The following is a 14,170-nucleotide window of genomic DNA, read 5'->3' as shown; positions in this document are numbered from 1 at the left end:
TCGAATTTTCCCAACAAAAAGGCCGGGCTGCATTCCGCAACCCGGCCTTTGTCAAAATCAAAGCGTTACTCAGAGAGCAGCGGTAACGATGAACTCAACCTTGTAGTCCGGAGTAGCAAGCGCCGCTTCGCTGGTCGCGCGGGCCGGCGGGTTTGCCGGGTCGATCCAGCCTTCCCAGACGGCGTTCATTTCGCCGAAGGTGGACATGTCGGAGAGGTAGATGATGGTCTGCAGGATCTTCGACTTGTCGGAACCGGCAGCGGCCAGCAGACGATCGACTTCAGCCAGCGCCGACTTGCTCTGATCGGTCACGGACACGCCCTCACCGACCTGGCCGGCCAGATAAACGGTGTTGCCGTGGATGACGGCGCCGCTCATGCGCTTGCCCGGTTCGATACGCTTGATGGTCATGGAAAACTCCTGTTGATTGGCTTTAGAAAATCGAATTATCCGCGGAAAATCAGCCGCGCAGGTGGTGGGTCTTTTCGTAGATCGCGGTCGAGCGCGCGCCGGAACGGCAATAGCCGAGCATCGGGCGCTGCAATTCGTCAAGCGCATCCACCATGCCGGTAACCGCATCCGCATCGACGCCGTAGCGGCCAACCGGTACATGCACGATGGTCAGGCCAAGCTGTTCGGCACGCTCGGCAATATCGGCGAAAAGCGGCTGGCCTTCTTCTTCGCCATCCGGGCGGTGGCAGACGATCGACTTGAAGCCGAGTGCCTTGACCTCGTCGAGATCGGCAACGCTGATCTGTCCCGTGACCGAATATTCGTCGTCTATGCGCCTGATATCCATATTAATGCCTCCGCTTAAACCGGCGCCTTGGCGCCGCTGGCACGCTGTCGCCACTGTCTGAAATCCGCATCCGATGTAAGGGCTCAAAACTCTTGCGTCAATGATACGGCGCCTTCATTCGGTACGCCATTCAGTCCCCTATTCAGAGGATGGAAAAGCGAAGACCATAGGAGCGGCTTTCGCCCGGCTGCAGCATATTGAACTCGCCGGCCGCCTCAAGCTCGCCGCGCCCCACCCAGCGGTGCGAAACCGGTTCGATGCCAAGCACATTGGCCGGATCCTTCTGGTTCCGCCACATCTGCAGATAGGGCAACGTCTCCGTGCCGAAACGTACTTTCAGCGTCTTGCCGCCAATTGCGGCAATCGGACCGAGCGCAAGTTCCGCCCATTCGTCCTGACCGGCGGAAACACAGAACACCGTGCCCGGCTCCTCGCCAAAGCGCCAGCCATGACCACCGCCATCGAGCATGGCACCTTCCAGCCGAACGGCCTCGTCAAACAGCCGCGCGCCGACATTCATGTGGTACATCAGAAAGACCGGGATCGGCCGCGAACTCGTATTGACGATCCGGTCATCGAGGCTCACTTCTCCGCTTTCGCCATCGATGCGCCATGTCCGCTCAAGAAGGGCCGTGCCGCCATCGGCAAGGTTCACGGGAACCTCGGCACGCGCCAATGCATTGGACCCATGAACGTCGAAGGCAACTATCTTGGCGGGATGCGCGGAGAAGGCCCCATGCAAAGGATATCGACGCCCCTCGCCCTCGCCGCCGATCGGTTCGGGATGGCGGATATGATCGGGACCGCAGGTGAACAGAAAACCTTCCAGCGAATGGTCGATGCGCGGATCGCCATCATCTGGAATGGCACGGCCGGGCGCGATGTCGATACCATCGACAACACAGGCGCCAATATCGAAAACGGAGGTTTCATCGAGGAAAATGCGTGGCGATTTGCCGGCCTGAAACGAACGCAAGACAACCTCCCTGTGGCAGTAAAAGCGCAATAATCACGGAAACGCTACTAACCGTGACGTAAATTAAGATTGCTTTAACCGTGAATTCACCTTTTTCACAATAGGGTCAAGATTACGGTGTGTTTATCGGTGAACGAAGTAAGGGATAGCAGAATCGTGAAACAGTTTGTTAACGCAGCTCTGGGTCTGGCGATTGCCTTGGCGGCGGTTTGCGCGCCTCTACAGGCTGGCGCGCAGCAGCGTTATGGCTATCAGGAACAGCCGGTTCTGGTGACGCCGGATGGCCGTGTTCTCGATTTCGTGCCCCAACGTGGCGACATCGTCATCAGTCGCGACAATATGGGCCGCACGGTATTTTATGACCGGTACGGCAACCTGCTGGCCACTGAAATGCCGTCAGGCTACCAGCAGCGGCAACAGGTACAACAGCGCGACACCACCTATTATCCCCCGGCCCCCGGCGGTGAATATCGTGAGCCGCAGCGCGATTACGGTTATCAGGATAATGGAAGCGTGCGCGATTACCGCGAATATCGCGGCAATGGTTCCGGCGACGATGTCTATACCGGCTCGGTTCCCGGCCCGGGCGCTGTCGAAAGCGCGCCGCTCGACCAGCCGATGCCCGAAGAAAGCACCACGGCTGCCGTTCCGCAGCCGCAGCACCTGATCGAGCGCCACACGCCCGTCACCACACCGGTCAACAGGTCTCGCCAGGAGATCGTGGCACTTCAGACCTTCCTCGACCGCGAAGGCATCTCGCCCGGCGTGATCGATGGCAAGATGGGCGACAACGTCAACAAGGCGATTGCCGCCTGGCAGGACATGACCGGCGAAAAGCTCGACCCGAACAATTCCGAAGACATTCTCGAGCGTCTGCGCGCCTCCGGCGGCATGCCGATCGTCGATTATACGATCACCGCAGCCGATGCAGCCGGCCCCTATGTCGCCTCCATTCCGGATGACTATGCGGAGAAGTCGCAGTTGCCCGCCCTCTCCTTCACCTCCACGTCGGAGGCGTTGGCCGAGCGCTTCCACATGGACGAGACCTATCTGAAAGAACTGAACCCCGGCATCGATTTTTCCGTGCCCGGCACCATCATCAAGGTGGTCAATCCGGGGGAACCCAAAAAGGGACAGGTGGCCCGCATCGTCGCGCATAAGGGCATCAAGCAGGTCTTCGCTTACGGAGAGGATGGCGCTCTGATCGCCGCTTATCCCGCCACCATCGGTTCTACCGACACGCCCTCGCCAAGCGGCACGCACACCGTCGAGCGCGTCGCGCTTAATCCGGGTTACACCTACAATCCGAAGATCAACTTCAGGCAGGGCCAGAACGACAAGATCCTGCAAATTCCGCCCGGTCCAAACGGCCCTGTTGGCACAGTTTGGATTGCCCTGTCCAAACCGACCTACGGTATCCACGGCACGCCGGAACCCTCGAAGATCGGCAAGACCAACAGCCACGGCTGTATCCGACTCACCAACTGGGATGCGACGGAGCTGGCAAAAATGGTACGTCCCGGCGTCGTGGTTGAGTTCGCGGAATAGGATTGACCGCGAAGACGAATTGCAAAAGCCCGGCGGATGTCATTCCGCCGGGCTTTTTCGTTGATGGATGTTATCCGCGCTTTTCAGTCAGGAAGTAAAGCAGCGCCGCCGCTGGTAAAGCAAAGCCGACCCAGGACGCAGCACCCCATTCCCCGACGGAATAGGCCCAGCCGCCGACGGCAGAGCCGATCGCACCGCCCATGAAAAATGTCGCCATGTAGACGCCGTTCAGACGGCTGCGGAATTCCGCCCCGAGCGTGAAGATGGCGCGCTGACCGAGCACCAGATTGGTGGTGACGCCGAAATCGAGAACGATGGCGGCGACCACGAGAATGCCGAGTGCCAGATGCGATCCTTCGGGTGCAAGATGCGTGACGGCGAATGACAGCGCCGCTGCCACCATCGCGGCAAAAGTAGCGGCATAGGTCCAGCCCCGGTCAGCCATGCGCCCCGCAATCGGCGCGGCGACGGTGCCTGCTGCACCGGCAAGGGCAAACAGCGCAATCTGGCCCTGGCTGAGATTGAAATGCGGCCCGCTCAGATAAAGCGGCGTCGTTGTCCAGAACAGGCTGAAGGCAGCAAACAGGAAGGCGTGATAGATCGCCCGCCGCCGCAGGATAGGCGTATGGGCGGCAAGCCTGCCCATGGAGGCCATCAACGCCCCATAACCCAGCCTTGCCTCAGGCACACGAACGGGCAAAAGGCGATAGAGCACAACGGCGAGAATTGCCATGACGCCAGCCGACGTCAGGAACACACCGCGCCAGGAGACCACTTCCGACAGGAGGCTGGAGACCGGGCGCGCCAGCATGATACCCGCCATCAATCCGCTCATGACATTGCCGACCACCCGCCCTCGAACAGCGTGCGGCGCCATGTGCGCCGCATAGGGAACGATAACCTGCACCGCGACCGAACTGATACCCACCAGAAAGGCGGCAATCAGAAAAGGTGCCGCATGCGGGGCAAAAGCCGCCGCGAGGAGCGCAAGTACCGCCATCGAAACGGTGCTGACGACCAGCCTGCGATTCTCGACCAGATCGCCAAGCGGCACGACGAACAGCAGGCCGACGCCGTAGCCGATCTGCGTCAGGGTCACGATCAGACCGGTTGCGCCGGCAGACAGGCCAAGCTCCGCCCCGAAGATGCCGGCAAGGGGCTGGCCATAATAAAGATTAGCCGCAATCAGTCCGCAGGCGGTAGCCAGCAGAAAAGTCAGGGCCGGGGAAATGGATGTTTCGTAAACATCCTCCCCTTCAACTACACGCGTCGTCATCATTTTCTCCAATATGGAAACGAATGTTTCCTAAATAGCCACAAAATCATTCGGCAAGTTTCAGGGCGATATCCACCACGGCCGTCATCTCTTCCAGACTGCGCCCGGTCTTTCCCACCACCCGCATGCCGTACATCATGCACAACATCGCTCTGGCGAGATCATCGGGATTGGTCTTCGACTGCACTGAACCGTCCCTCTGCCCCTCAGCCACCAGCCGGGCAACGATCCGCTCCCTCGCCTTCACCGCCCGCTCGACCACGACAGCGATATCGTCGTCCAGTGCGGCTAGATCGGCGGCGGCGCCAACCACGAGGCATCCATCCGAACCGGTGGCACCGTGCGACCGTTCCGCATAAAACATCAGGCCGGCTCGCAAACGCTCGTAACCGGTATCGTAACCGGCAACGGCGGCTTCAAACCGCTCCGTCTGCAAGGTCCTGTAGCGCTCCATCGTCGCGATGAAGATGGATTTCTTGTCCTTGAAAGCCTTGTAGAGACTGCCCTGCGCCAGTTCCATCGCATCGGTAAGATCACCGACAGAGGTGGCGTGATACCCGCGCCTTGAAAAAACACGGATTGCTCCATCAAGCGCGCGGTCAATATCGAACTCGCGCGGCCTGCCGCGATGGCGTTGTTCCGGGGAATTGGTGTGGGTGGTATCGGTCATGCTCACAATATAGGAAATGATCATTTCCGAATCAAGCAAAAATAATGCCCGCACCTCCAGCAGTCCGGGCATTGGCAGTGTTTTCAAGCCGCCTTGCGGGTGAAAAAGCGTGCGGGTTGGGTGCCGAACCGCGACAGGCGTTTCGGCAAAAGGCCTAGCACCTCGCTCGCGAATGCTTTCGCATTCTCCACCGCCTTGTCGATATTGCTGACCTTGTCCTTGTCGAGACAGAGAAGCGTGCCGCCATAATCGAAGATATCGCGATAGGCCGCTCTTTCGACAATCGGCGTATTCAGAACCGAAACGTTCTTCTCGGCCAGCAGCATTTTGACGAGCAGCAGCGAGCGGGTCGCCACCATGGCGTTGACCCGCGTCAGCACGATGGAGTGGGCGATCGCCTTGCCCATCTTGCGGTTCAGGAATTCGATATGGTCAAGAACCTCCGCAGCCCCGCGCGCATCCATGGCGCAGCCCTGGACCGGTATCAGCACATGGTCGGAAATACCAAGCGCCATGGTCAGAAGCGGGTTTTTCGCTCCCGGCAGATCGATGATGAAACAGTCGGTATTGGCATTGTTTTCGCGGATATGCCCCTCGAGAGACGCCATCGTCAAATGCGAAATTACCGAGAGATTTTCGATCTCGCCTGATAATTCGTGCCAGCGGGAAATCCACAATTGCGGATCGGCATCCAGAACCGTCACACGGTGGCCGCTGCGGGCAAGTTCGGTTGCCAGAACCAATACGGCAGTTGTTTTTCCCGCGCCGCCCTTGGTGTTGGCAAAAGTAATGACAGGCATGATATCCCCTGATGATCAGAGCCGTTTCATGCTCATTCATGCACCGAACCAATCATGGTGCTTTCCATAACCTTAACGAACATGGTTAAGAAAAGACTAAGATCGTTTGTGTGGACAACAAAAAGCCCGCGATAAATCGCGGGCTTTTGCCATCTGATTGATCACCCCAGCTTTCGGCAGGAACCCACATCGTCCGCGCGCAGGCGGCCGGCTTTTAGATCCTCGTACTTCGGCAAGTTCAGGGAACTGCCCAGCCTTTTCTCAACGGTTGCACGATCAAGCGTAATCATGCGTCCGGCGCTGGTGAAGGACACCATGCCGTTCTTTCCAGAATACGCCATAGTCGCGCGCATTTCACAGAAATAGCGGTCTGAACCCCTGGACAAATTCCATCCCCGGATTCCCGCCTTAGTGCTCGACAGAGCTCCGACTTTGTAACCCTGACCGGAAAGTTCCCTGAAAGAAGCGGCCTGCGCCACAAGGGGCAGGCTTAGAAACGCCACTGCGAGCAATGGCGAAAAAACTGAAAATCTCATGGCTGCCATAACTACCCTTTAAAAGCAGTCCTCAAACAATTTCCTGGTATTCTCCAGCGTCATCGGCACCGGATTGCCGCCGCAGCTCGGATCCTTGATCGCTTCTGCCGCCAGTTCGTCAATGCGGTCAGGCTTAATGCCCATGGCGGTCAGGTTATCAGGCACGCCGAGTTCCTTGCGAAGCTCCAGCACATAATCATAGAAACCATCGAAACCGCCCGAAATGCCGAGATATGCGGCAGCGCGGGCAATCTTGTCTTCGATGGCCGGGCGGTTGAAACGCAGGACGGCAGGCATGACCACGGCATTGGTCATGCCGTGATGGGTGTTATAGACAGCGCCGATCGGATGCGAGAGCGAGTGAATGGCGCCGAGACCCTTCTGGAAGGCAACCGCCCCCATCGCAGCCGCCGCCATCATATTGGTGCGCGCTTCGATATCCGTGCCGTCCTTATAGGCGCGTGGCAGGAATTCCTTGACCAGACGCAGGCCTTCAAGCGCAACGCCGGCGCTCATCGGATGGAAGAACGGCGACGAATAGGCTTCGAGGCAATGGGCAAAGGCGTCCATGCCCGTGCCTGCCGTGATGACCTTCGGCATGCCGACTGTAAGCTCCGGATCGCAGATGACGACGCCGGGCAAAAGCTTCGGATGGAAGATGATCTTCTTCACATGGGTCTGCGAATTGGTGATGACGCTGGCGCGGCCAACTTCCGAACCGGTGCCCGCCGTCGTCGGAACCGCGACGATGGGCGCAATCTTCGAGGCGTCCGCCCGCGTCCACCAGTCACCGATATCCTCGAAATCCCAGACCGGGCGCGTCTGCCCGGCCATGAATGCGATGGTCTTGCCAAGATCGAGGCCGGAACCCCCGCCGAAGGCGACGACGCCGTCATGGCCGCCATCGCGATAGGCTTTTACGCCGGCTTCCATGTTGATTTCGTTGGGGTTCGGATCGACGTCGGCGAAGATCGCCCGGCCGAGCCCAGCCTCTTCCAGTACATCGAGCGCATGCGCGGTAATCGCCATATTGGCAAGGCCGCGATCCGTGACGAGAAGCGGCTTCTTGATGCCGAGCGTCTTGCAGGCTTCCGCCAGTTCCTTGATCCGGCCACGGCCAAGCTTGACGGCGGTGGGATAGCTCCAGTTGGCGACGATATTCATTTCGTGACTTTCTTCAGATGGTAGGATTTCGGTCGGGTCAGGTTCTGGAAACCGAGAACGGAAAGCGAGCCGCCACGGCCCGTTTCCTTCACACCTGTCCAGCAGAGCGCGGGATCGAGATAATCCGCACGGTTCATGAACACGGTGCCGGTTTCGATCTCACGGCCGATACGCCCGGCACGCGCTGCATCCTGCGTCCAGAGCGATGCGGTGAGGCCATATTTACTGTCATTCATCAGGGCGATGGCCTCGTCGTCGTTCTTCACCTTCATGATGCCAAGAGCGGGGCCGAAGGTTTCTTCGGTCATGAACTCCATGGAATGATCGACATTGACGAGCACTTGCGGAGCGACGTAAGCGCTCTCGCCGTCATCGGCAGGGAAAAGCTTGGGATCGACCAAAGCCTTGGCGCCCTTTGAGACGGCATCAGCGATCTGTGCGCGCACCACCTTGGCGAAACGCTTGTTGGCCATCGGCCCCAGTGTCGTTTCCTGTTCCAGCGGATTGCCGAGCTTGTAGTTGGACACCCACGCCACGGACTTCTCGACGAATGCGTCATAGAGGTTTTCGTTGACGTAGATACGCTCGATGCCGCAGCAGCATTGCCCGGAGTTATAGGTCGCGCCATCCATCAGCGTATCGACGGCAGCGTCGAGATCAGCATCCTCCATCACATAGCCGGGGTCCTTGCCGCCGAGTTCAAGCCCTAGACCGGTGAAGGTGCCGGCAGCAGCGCGCTCGATGGCTCGGCCGCCTTCCACCGAACCGGTGAAGTTGACGAAATTGAACAGGCCTTCGGAAATCAGCGCCGAGGTCGTGCCGTGATCGAGGAAGACATTGATGAAGACATCGTCAGGCACGCCCGCCTCGACGAAAGCCCGCACCATCCGCTCGCCGACGAGAAGCGTTTGCGCCGCATGTTTGATGACGACTGTGTTGCCGGCCATCAGAGCCGGGGCAACGGTATTGATCGCCGTCATGTAGGGATAGTTCCACGGCGCGATGACGAAGACCACGCCATGTGCTTCGCGCTCGATGCGGCGTTCGAAATTGCCGCTTTCCTCGATGACGAGCGGCGCCAGCGCATCCGCCGCAATGGAGGCGACATAATTGGAGCGCTCGTTGAAGCCCTTGAACTCGCCGCCATAACGAACCGGGCGGCCCATCATATGCGCCAGTTCCGGCACCACCTCGGCCACCATTTCATTAAGGCGCGCCACACCTTTGAGAACCAGCTGAACGCGGTCCTCAAGCGGACGTCGCGCCCAGTCCTTCTGCGCCTTGCGCGCTTTCGAAACGGCGGCGCGCGCCGCTTCCAGCGACATCGCCTCCCGCTCGGCATAAACCGAGCCGTCGATGGGCGAGATATTCTGGATCATGGTCATGATGTTTTCCCGTAATGATTAGGCTCTCTCGAAACCGCGCGCCACTTCCCAGTCGGTCACGCGGCGGTCGTATTCTTCCTGCTCCCACCTTGCGGCATGCACATAGTGATCGACCACGTCGTCGCCAAAGGCCTCACGCAGCATTTTCGATCCGTCCAGGAAGGCGGTCGCGTCGCGCAATGTCTTGGGTATCTCGCGCACGTCCTTCCCGCCATAGGCGTCACCGACAAAAGCGGGCTCAAGTTCGAGTTTATTTTCAATGCCGTCAATGCCCGCCGCAAGAAGAGCTGCCATGGCGAGATAGGGATTGAGATCCGACCCGCCGACACGGCACTCGATACGGATGCCCTTGGTTTCCGCGCCGCAAAGGCGGTATCCTGCCGTGCGGTTGTCGAGGCTCCATATCGCCTTGGTCGGCGCAAAAGTGCCAGCCATGAACCGCTTGTAGGAATTGATGTAGGGCGCCAGGAAATAGGTGATGTCGCTGGCATGCGCCAGAAGCCCTGCAACATAATGCCGCATCACATCCGACATGCCGTGTTCGCCATCCTTGTCGAGGAAAGCCGGCTTGCCATCCAGGCTCCAAAGCGACTGGTGGATATGCGAGGAACTGCCAGCGGCATTGTAGTTCCACTTGGCAAGGAACGTCACCGCCTTACCCTTCGACCAGGCGATCTCCTTGGTGGCGTTTTTGATGATGGCGTGCCGGTCGGCCATGGTCAGCGCCTCGGCATAACGCACATTGATTTCCGCCTGACCGGGAGACGCCTCACCCTTGGAATTCTCGACCGGAATTCCCGCACCTTGCAGGCCCTTGCGCAGCGCCCGCATGACGTCCTCTTCCTTGGTCGTCTGGAAGATATGATAGTCTTCGTTGTAGCCGCTGGCGAGGTTCAGGTCCCTGTAGCCGCTGGCGCGTGCCGCATCGAAGGTCTGGTCGAACAGGAAAAATTCGAGCTCGGTGGCCATATAGGCCTTAAGCCCCATCGCCTCCAGCCGCGCCACCTGCTTTTTCAGCAGCGCGCGCGGCGAATGCGGCACTTCTTCATGGGTGTGGTGATCGAGCACATCGCACAGAACCAGCGCCGTGCCTTCCAGCCACGGCACCTTCCGCAGCGTCGAAAGGTCGGGCTTCAGCGTATAGTCACCATAGCCCTTTTCCCAGCTTGAGGATTTGTAACCGGGAACGGTTTCCATCTCCATGTCGGTGGCAAGCACATAGTTGCAGCTATGGGTTTCCTCAAAGGCGCTTTCAACGAAAAACTCCGCCTGGAACCGTTTGCCCATCAGACGCCCCTGCATGTCGACAAGGCAGGCCAGAACCGTGTCGATGCGCCCTTCGGCCACATCCATCTTCAGCGCGTCGAATGTATAGCTCGTCATTTTGTCCATCCCTTTTCATGTGGCGAGCAGGCGGCCGGTATGCGGCCGCCCGTCAGTTCGAGCATCAGGCCTTTGCAGCCGCCGCTGCCATGGCAGCCTGCTTGTGCTCCAGCGCGAACTCCTCTTCCGGCGACAGGATGAGGCGATGGCGTCCGACAAAGGCGAAGTAGGCAATGGCAACCGCAAACCATACGGCTACCCACAGCACACCCTTGGTGAAGTTCGGATCCTGGATCTGATAGAGCAGCGTCACGATGGCGATGATGATTGTCAACACCGCGCCCGGAATGCCGAAGGGCGAGCGGAACGGCCGCTCGATATGCGGCAGATTTTTCCTGAGCAGGATGAAGGAAATCGCCTGCAGGATGTAGGAGAACATCGCACCGAACACGGCCATGTTCAAAAGCACGCTGCCGATGATGCTGCCGCCCTGTTCCGCACCCAGCGAGAACCAGATGACGAGCATGACCGCAAGGCCGACGAGCGCGCCGGCAATATTGGCAACGTATGGCGTCCGATATTTCGAATGAGTGATCGACAGCACGGTCGGGAAGTAACCCGCACGCGACAGCGAATAGATCTGGCGGCCCTGCGCATAGAGGATCGTATGGAAGCTGGCAATCAGGCCGGTCAATGCCACGAGACCGAGCAGCACCACGCCGCCATCGCCGTAGATCGCCTTGAAGCCATCCAGCAGCGGTTCAAGCGACGAGCTGAGATGAAAGGCGCCGACGCCCGGTAGTGACGGGTTCAGCAGCACGATCATGAAGGCCGAAACCATCAGCGTGATGACGCCGAGAATGATACCCTTGGGCATATCGCGTTTCGGATCAACGGATTCTTCAGCCGCCAGCGGCAGCTGCTCGATGGCGAGGAACAGCCAGACCGCAAAAGGCAGCGTGGCAAGAACACCCGAAAAACCAAATGGGAAAAAGGAACCGTTGCCTTCCGGCAGCTCCACAGCCTTGCCATCAGGTCCGACACCGATATTAAGCGCGTAACGTGAAAAATCCATGTTCGGAATGGCGCTGACCCAGAAAAACACCAGAACGCCGAGTGAAATCAGCGTGATGACAAGGGTGACCTTGAAGGAAAGCTCAAGTCCGAAGACGTTGAGAGCAAGGAAGATCGCGTAGAAGGCTATCCACACGAAGGGTGAATAGGCCGGATCGAGGCCGAGAATGGAGTTCACATAGGCGGTGATGAAGGTAACGACGACCGCCGGCGTCAGCACATATTCGACATTCTCGCAAAGTCCGGTGACGAAACCGCCCCACGGGCCCATGGCCGTGCGGGCGAAGGAATAGGCGGCACCCGTGTGCGGCAGCGCCGGGCTCATTTCCGCAATCGAGAATGTCAGCCCGAGATACATGATGGCGATAATGATGCCCGCCACCAGCATGCCGCCCCAGCCGCCGGTGGAAAAGCCGAAATTCCATCCGGAAAAATGCCCTGATATGACCGCGCCGACGCCAAGCGACCACAGCGACCACACGCCAGCGTATCGGGATAGTCCGCGTTTTTCGAAATAGGATGCATCAGCCTTCTTGTAGCTGACGCCTGATGATGAACCGTCCATGCCCTTCTCTCCTTAATAGAAAAAAAAGCCAGCCAGCCGTTATTGGCCGATTGTGCCCCCAGTTTCCGGCATCGCCCGGGAGGTTTCCCGCACTGCGCCGCACGCATCTGCTGTTCCCTTGCCGCTTCATGCCGTTCCGGCTTTTGTCGATTGCGGCAGTCTCATTGACGGTCGGCCGCGGTGTTTTCACCATAAGCCGCCCCATTGCTCCCTCACTCATCGATTGATGAGAGCGCCTTCCCCATAAGCTCGTGGAGAAAATCGGCAATTGCCGATTGGTCTCCTTCATTGGCGATCAGATCGTTGCGGATCTCGATCATGACGTTCAAAAGTCCGTCCGGCAGCGCATGCAGCCGCAATGTATGCGTTACACCGTCTTCCGGACCGTAGGGATCGTTGCGCTTTACCGTGAGCGCAGAACCCTCGGCGCCCACCAGCATCGCATCGGCCAGCCGGCTGTCAGTATCGTGCAGGATGCCGATCTGCACTTCACGGAACTGACCGTGATAGACCGGCGTGAAACTGTGAATGGTCACCACCACCACCTTGCGGCCACGGTCCTGCCGCTCGGCAATAATCCCACTGACACGGTCGTGAAACGGCACGTAAAGCGCCGAGGTTCGGGCAAACCGTTCCGCCTCGCTCAGATCGAGATTGCCGGGAATATTGTAAATCTCGCTTTTGACCGGCATGGCAGAAGGCGATTCCGGCGGCCGGTTGCAATCATAGACCAAACGCGAAAACCGCTGATGGACGAGCGTGGCATCGAGCTTCTGCGAAAGCAGCCTCGCAACCGCCAAGGCGCCCGGATCCCAGGCCGCATGGCTCGAAAGCACGTCCGGCGAAAGACCGAGCGTACCGAGTTTTTCCGGGATGGTGGCTGAAGCATGTTCGCAGACGAGAACGACGTCGCCCTTTGCTGCGGCGTTCTCGACGCCGACAGCCTGTCCTTCCGCTTCCGTGAAAAACCGTGAACGCACCGTCATGCACGCATCCCGCCCCGAAACCTGCCATCCCGCCGATGACGAAAAGAATTCTTCACATTATCGCGAGTGTCAAATGGAATTTTGAAATTTTCTCTTCATTTTCCCCATTGACTCGATAGCTGGCACAGATGCTTATATTCGCCCATACACCGGCAAAAAGACCGGAAGGGGAAAGATTTGCGCAGTACGACGGCCACCGTGTCGGATGTCATCCATGCCCACTATGACGCGCTGACCCGTTCGGAAAAACGGCTGGCGGAGAGCCTTCTCGGCAACTACCCCGTCTCGGGTCTCGGCAGCATCACCACGATTGCCGAAAATGCCGGTGTTTCGACGCCGACGGTGGCGCGCATGGTGCAGAAGCTCGGATACAAAGGTTACCCGGAGTTTCAGGCCCATCTGCACCAGGAACTGGAAGCGACGATCTCCGGCCCGGTTGCCAAACATGACCGCTGGGCAACCAATGCGCCGGGTCTGCATATTCTCAACCGTTTCGCCGACGCCATAACGGGCAATCTGCGCGACACTTTGAGCGATCTCGACACCGCGGTCTTCGACAATGCCGCAAGGCTGCTCTCGGACCGCAAACGCAGCATCTATTTCGTCGGCGGGCGCATCACCGGCGCGATTGCCGAATATTTTTTCACGCATATGCAGGTGATCCGGCCGAAGACGACGCTGATGTCGTCCAACTCCAGCGCCTGGCCTCAATATATGTTGAATATGAGCGCCGGCGATGTGCTGGTGATCTTCGACATCCGCCGTTATGAGCACGACATGACGACGCTTGCCGAGGTGGCGAAGGCAAACGGCGTACAGATCATTCTTTTCACGGATCAGTGGACATCGCCGGTGGCGCGCCACGCGCTGCACACCTTCCGTGTGAAGATCGAAGCCCCCTCGGCATGGGATTCATCGGTCGTTACATTGTTTGTCGTCGAAGCGCTGATCGAAGCGGTGCAGAGCAGCACCTGGGATGAAACCAAGGAGCGCATGAACGCGCTGGAAGGCCTGTTCGAGCAGACGCGTCTGTTCCGCAGGCCGGACCGGACATGAACATTAGTAGCC

Annotated in this window: 14 protein-coding genes; 2 read left to right on the top strand and 12 right to left on the bottom strand. The window is 58.8% G+C overall.

Annotated elements, in window-relative coordinates:
• Positions 1 to 69 precede the first annotated feature (69 nt).
• The 3 genes from ASD46_RS17770 to ASD46_RS17760 form a co-directional block, all read right to left on the bottom strand.
• Entirely contained in the window at positions 70 to 411 is a 342-nt protein-coding gene (locus ASD46_RS17770; RefSeq protein ID WP_003513295.1) for a RidA family protein, read from the bottom strand.
• Between the two features lie 49 nt (positions 412 to 460).
• Entirely contained in the window at positions 461 to 799 is a 339-nt protein-coding gene (locus ASD46_RS17765; RefSeq protein WP_003513297.1) for a TIGR01244 family sulfur transferase, read from the bottom strand.
• A gap of 142 nt (positions 800 to 941) precedes the next feature.
• Positions 942 to 1,775: an aldose 1-epimerase family protein gene (locus ASD46_RS17760; protein ID WP_025594068.1), complete on the bottom strand. Its 834-nt coding sequence runs from the start codon at positions 1,773 to 1,775 to the stop codon at positions 942 to 944.
• Positions 1,776 to 1,931: 156 nt separating this feature from the next.
• Between ASD46_RS17760 and ASD46_RS17755 the strand changes: the two genes are divergently transcribed.
• Complete coding sequence (locus tag ASD46_RS17755) at positions 1,932 to 3,323, top strand: L,D-transpeptidase family protein (protein ID WP_025594070.1); 1,392 nt, start codon at positions 1,932 to 1,934, stop codon at positions 3,321 to 3,323.
• 70 nt (positions 3,324 to 3,393) lie between these two features.
• Here the strand turns inward: ASD46_RS17755 and ASD46_RS17750 are convergent, their stop codons facing one another.
• From ASD46_RS17750 to ASD46_RS17710, 9 genes are all read right to left on the bottom strand, one after another.
• Entirely contained in the window at positions 3,394 to 4,599 is a 1,206-nt protein-coding gene (locus tag ASD46_RS17750; protein ID WP_060642547.1) for an MFS transporter, read from the bottom strand.
• Between the two features lie 46 nt (positions 4,600 to 4,645).
• Complete coding sequence (locus tag ASD46_RS17745) at positions 4,646 to 5,293, bottom strand: TetR/AcrR family transcriptional regulator (RefSeq protein ID WP_029658788.1); 648 nt, start codon at positions 5,291 to 5,293, stop codon at positions 4,646 to 4,648.
• A gap of 59 nt (positions 5,294 to 5,352) precedes the next feature.
• The gene (locus tag ASD46_RS17740) at positions 5,353 to 6,069 is read right to left on the bottom strand and encodes a ParA family protein (RefSeq protein WP_060642545.1); all 717 of its coding nucleotides are present in this window, start codon (positions 6,067 to 6,069) and stop codon (positions 5,353 to 5,355) included.
• A 161-nt stretch (positions 6,070 to 6,230) separates the two neighbouring features.
• Complete coding sequence (locus tag ASD46_RS17735) at positions 6,231 to 6,614, bottom strand: hypothetical protein (protein ID WP_025594073.1); 384 nt, start codon at positions 6,612 to 6,614, stop codon at positions 6,231 to 6,233.
• A 9-nt stretch (positions 6,615 to 6,623) separates the two neighbouring features.
• On the bottom strand, positions 6,624 to 7,769 hold the full coding sequence (locus tag ASD46_RS17730) for an iron-containing alcohol dehydrogenase (protein ID WP_003513312.1): 1,146 nt from the start codon (positions 7,767 to 7,769) through the stop codon (positions 6,624 to 6,626).
• Positions 7,766 to 9,154 (bottom strand): aldehyde dehydrogenase family protein, encoded by a 1,389-nt coding sequence (locus ASD46_RS17725; RefSeq protein WP_013636539.1) that lies wholly within the window; start codon positions 9,152 to 9,154, stop codon positions 7,766 to 7,768. Before ASD46_RS17725 ends, ASD46_RS17730 begins: the two co-directional genes overlap by 4 nt.
• An 18-nt stretch (positions 9,155 to 9,172) precedes the next feature.
• Positions 9,173 to 10,537 (bottom strand): glutamine synthetase family protein, encoded by a 1,365-nt coding sequence (locus tag ASD46_RS17720; protein ID WP_013636540.1) that lies wholly within the window; start codon positions 10,535 to 10,537, stop codon positions 9,173 to 9,175.
• Positions 10,538 to 10,601: 64 nt separating this feature from the next.
• Positions 10,602 to 12,116: an amino acid permease gene (locus ASD46_RS17715; RefSeq protein WP_003513319.1), complete on the bottom strand. Its 1,515-nt coding sequence runs from the start codon at positions 12,114 to 12,116 to the stop codon at positions 10,602 to 10,604.
• A 212-nt stretch (positions 12,117 to 12,328) separates the two neighbouring features.
• Complete coding sequence (locus ASD46_RS17710) at positions 12,329 to 13,102, bottom strand: N-formylglutamate amidohydrolase (RefSeq protein ID WP_025594075.1); 774 nt, start codon at positions 13,100 to 13,102, stop codon at positions 12,329 to 12,331.
• A 177-nt stretch (positions 13,103 to 13,279) separates the two neighbouring features.
• Between ASD46_RS17710 and ASD46_RS17705 the strand changes: the two genes are divergently transcribed.
• Positions 13,280 to 14,158, top strand: a complete 879-nt coding sequence (locus ASD46_RS17705) for a MurR/RpiR family transcriptional regulator (RefSeq protein ID WP_003513323.1) — start codon at positions 13,280 to 13,282, stop codon at positions 14,156 to 14,158.
• The last annotated feature ends 12 nt before the right edge of the window (positions 14,159 to 14,170 follow it).

Source organism: Rhizobium sp. Root491 (assembly GCF_001427205.1).
Taxonomy (GTDB): domain Bacteria; phylum Pseudomonadota; class Alphaproteobacteria; order Rhizobiales; family Rhizobiaceae; genus Agrobacterium; species Agrobacterium tumefaciens.
Note: the sequence above shows the minus strand (reverse complement) of the source record. Positions and strands in the feature narration are given on the sequence as shown.

What these genes read in the sequence shown, in the direction of transcription:
- ASD46_RS17715 (WP_003513319.1), bottom strand. Translation starts at nt 12,116, where the DNA reads ATGGACGGTTCATCATCAGGCGTCAGCTACAAGAAGGCTGATGCATCC.
- ASD46_RS17720 (WP_013636540.1), bottom strand. Translation starts at nt 10,537, where the DNA reads ATGACGAGCTATACATTCGACGCGCTGAAGATGGATGTGGCCGAAGGG.
- ASD46_RS17725 (WP_013636539.1), bottom strand. Translation starts at nt 9,154, where the DNA reads ATGACCATGATCCAGAATATCTCGCCCATCGACGGCTCGGTTTATGCC.
- ASD46_RS17745 (WP_029658788.1), bottom strand. Translation starts at nt 5,293, where the DNA reads ATGATCATTTCCTATATTGTGAGCATGACCGATACCACCCACACCAAT.
- ASD46_RS17765 (WP_003513297.1), bottom strand. Translation starts at nt 799, where the DNA reads ATGGATATCAGGCGCATAGACGACGAATATTCGGTCACGGGACAGATC.
- ASD46_RS17735 (WP_025594073.1), bottom strand. Translation starts at nt 6,614, where the DNA reads ATGGCAGCCATGAGATTTTCAGTTTTTTCGCCATTGCTCGCAGTGGCG.
- ASD46_RS17740 (WP_060642545.1), bottom strand. Translation starts at nt 6,069, where the DNA reads ATGCCTGTCATTACTTTTGCCAACACCAAGGGCGGCGCGGGAAAAACA.
- ASD46_RS17710 (WP_025594075.1), bottom strand. Translation starts at nt 13,102, where the DNA reads ATGACGGTGCGTTCACGGTTTTTCACGGAAGCGGAAGGACAGGCTGTC.
- ASD46_RS17770 (WP_003513295.1), bottom strand. Translation starts at nt 411, where the DNA reads ATGACCATCAAGCGTATCGAACCGGGCAAGCGCATGAGCGGCGCCGTC.
- ASD46_RS17730 (WP_003513312.1), bottom strand. Translation starts at nt 7,769, where the DNA reads ATGAATATCGTCGCCAACTGGAGCTATCCCACCGCCGTCAAGCTTGGC.
- ASD46_RS17750 (WP_060642547.1), bottom strand. Translation starts at nt 4,599, where the DNA reads ATGACGACGCGTGTAGTTGAAGGGGAGGATGTTTACGAAACATCCATT.